This window comes from uncultured Dialister sp., assembly GCF_900541605.1.
Lineage (GTDB): Bacteria > Bacillota > Negativicutes > Veillonellales > Dialisteraceae > Dialister.
Genome location: NZ_UQKJ01000189.1, coordinates 1 through 2,806, shown reverse-complemented (window position 1 = coordinate 2,806; position 2,806 = coordinate 1). Strand labels below are relative to the sequence as shown.

Sequence of the window (2,806 nt, the reverse complement as noted above, 5' to 3'; positions counted from 1 at the left end):
GCCACCACCCGGTTGGCGAGCGCAGCGATGCCAACCCACCACCCTTATGCCCCATTCACGCGGTTGGGGAATATCCCCATACGCCGGCCCCGTCAGTCTTTCAGGCTTTTGGCGATGGCGAAGAAATTTTCCAGTATTTTATGTCCCTCCGGGGTCATGATGGACTCTGGGTGGAACTGGAGACCGTAGATGGGGTAATCCCTGTGCTCTACGGCCATGATCTCACCGTCCTTTGTGCGGGCGGTGATTCTGAGGCATTCCGGCATGGTGGATTCCACGGCGGCCAGGGAGTGGTACCGGGCGGCCCTGATGGTTGTCGGCATGTCATGGAAGAGGGGGCTCTCTGTGTCCAGTGTCACGTCGTAGGCTTTGCCGTGGACCAGTTCCTTGGCGTAGGATACGGTGGCGCCGAAGCATTTGCAGATGGCCTGGTGGCCCAGGCAGACTCCGAGGATGGGGACTTTGCCGGCGAAGTGGCGGATGGCGTCGATGGATACGCCGGCGTCTTCCGGACGGCCGGGGCCCGGGGAAATGAGGATGGCTTCGGGGTTCATGGATTCCAGCTCTTCGGCTGTATAGGCATCGTTCCGGACGACCCGGATGTCCGGATACAGGCTTCCTGCCAGCTGGTACAGGTTGTAGGAAAAGCTGTCGTAGTTATCAATGAGAATAATCATTCTAATCCTCCTTCCGCTTCTGCAATGGCGGTGACCAGGGCTTTGGCCTTGTTGATGCATTCATGGTATTCATTTTCCGGTACGCTGTGGGCTACGATGCCGGCGCCGGACTGGACGCAGAGAACGCCATTTTTCTTGTAGGCCAGGCGGATGCCGATGCAGGTGTCCATGTTTCCGGAGAAATCCAGGTATCCGATGGCGCCGCCGTAGATGCCCCGTTTCCGGTTTTCTTCTTCTTCGATGATTTCGCAGGCCCGAAGTTTCGGCGCCCCGGACAGGGTGCCCGCCGGGAGAACGGCATCGATGGCATCCACCGCATCCCGGTCATCCCGGATTTCCCCTTCCACCGTGGAGCCGATGTGCATGACATGGGAGAAACGGAGGATGTCCAGGTACCGGTCCACTTTGACCGTGCCGATGCGGCTGATTTTGCCCAGGTCGTTGCGCCCCAGGTCCACCAGCATGTTGTGCTCGGCCAGCTCCTTTTCATCGGAAAGGAGATTCTTCTCCAGAGCTTTGTCTTCTTCCTCCGTCTTTCCCCGGGGGCGGGTGCCGGCCAGGGGGAAGGTGTAGAGTTTCCCATCCACCAGCTTCGCCAGGGTTTCCGGGGAGGCACCGGCGATTTCGATGTTGTCGCTGACGAAATAGAACATATAGGGCGAAGGGTTCAGCACCCGCAGGATACGATAGACGTCGAACATGCTGCCCGTGGCTCTGGCGGTGAGGGGATTGGAGAGGACCACCTGGAAAATATCGCCTTCGTAGATGTGGTGCCGGGCCCGTTCCACCATGGCGGCGTATTCTTTTTCATCGTGCTCCGGCGTGAGCGGCGTTTCCAGCTTCAGCGGCTTGAAGGCCGCTCTGGCACCGCTTTTAAGGAGCTTTACCATGTCATCCAGTTTCCGCTCTGCCTCTTCGTAGGACGATTCCGGGTTCTCCGTGGAAACACCGGCGATGAGGATGATTTTCTGCTTGTATGCATCAAATACGATGAGCTTGTCGAAGAGCATGAGGTCCACGTCCTTGAAATCCCCGTTTTCTGCGCTGGCCAGTTTCAGGGTAGGCTCTGCATACTTGATGTAGTCGTAGGAGAAATAGCCCACCAGTCCCCCCGTGAATGGGGGCATGCCGCCCAGCTTGGGGCTTTTATAATCGGCAAGGATCCGGCGGATATCGTCGCCCGGATGGGCCACTTTCTTTTCTATGGTTTCCACCATTTCGTTTTCTTCGCCCCTTTTGATGGTGAGATTTCCATTGAGGCAGGTGATTTCCATGGACGGGTCGTAGCCCAGGAAGGAATACCGGCTCCAGGGCTGGTTGTTTTCCGCACTTTCCAGGATGAAACAGTGGTGGCTGGCAGCCCGCAGGGTGCGCATCACTTCTACCGTCGTAAAGCGGTCAGCCATGATTTCCCGGCATACGGGAATGCGTCTGTACAGTCCCGTACGGCTCAGTTTTTTTACTTCTTCCAGGGATGGATACATAATGGACCTCCTTCGCTGTGCCGGGAACAAAAAAATCCGTCCCGGCAGAAAAAACTTTCTGTCAAGGACGGATATGATTCCGCGGTGCCACCTTGTTTCACGAAATTCGTGCGCTTAGCGAGATACTGACATATCTCCGGCAACTGACGCATGCCCTGCGTTGCGGTATACTTCCCGGGAAGCCCGGTGTTCGCCGCACCCTCAGCGGTCCATTTGGCAAACTGCATCTCGGTCCATTCTCACCAGCCAGGACTCTCTTTGCGCGCATCTTTTGCTTTGATCTCCGCTTCAACGGTTTTCTTGATTAAAAGAGTATATCCTTCAGCCCCGTTTGTCAAGATGGAAAATAAGTCCTACGGACGGGCTATGACTTCGTCAGGGCTAGGCTCTGCGCAGCAAGGCGAAAGCTTCGCTTGGGCTTAGGGAGACACAATATTTCTTCCATAAGTCCAAACGGCAGCCTCGGTCCTGGCTACATGTCACAACCCTGACGTAAAGCAGGGCCCCCGCCTGGAGGCAGAAGTCCAACTGATAGCTGTTAAGGAAGCACTGATTAAATCGTTGTCAGATTTTATTCTTGGATTTTTATACAATGCGAGGAATAACTCGACCCAAATAGCGAGCTATTTAAGGCAGCAGTCCTGC

At 55.9% G+C, this 2,806-nt stretch carries 2 protein-coding genes; both read right to left on the bottom strand.

Features of this window, described 5'->3' with window-relative positions:
• Positions 1-92 precede the first annotated feature (92 nt).
• Positions 93-677, bottom strand: a complete 585-nt coding sequence (locus QZR21_RS08900; protein WP_296100006.1) for an aminodeoxychorismate/anthranilate synthase component II — start codon at positions 675-677, stop codon at positions 93-95.
• Positions 674-2,161 carry an anthranilate synthase component I family protein gene (locus tag QZR21_RS08895; RefSeq protein ID WP_296100003.1) on the bottom strand — a complete coding sequence of 496 codons (1,488 nt, stop codon included), beginning with the start codon at positions 2,159-2,161 and terminating at the stop codon, positions 674-676. The genes QZR21_RS08900 and QZR21_RS08895 overlap by 4 nt, the downstream gene beginning before the upstream one ends.
• Between the last annotated feature and the right edge of the window lie 645 nt (positions 2,162-2,806).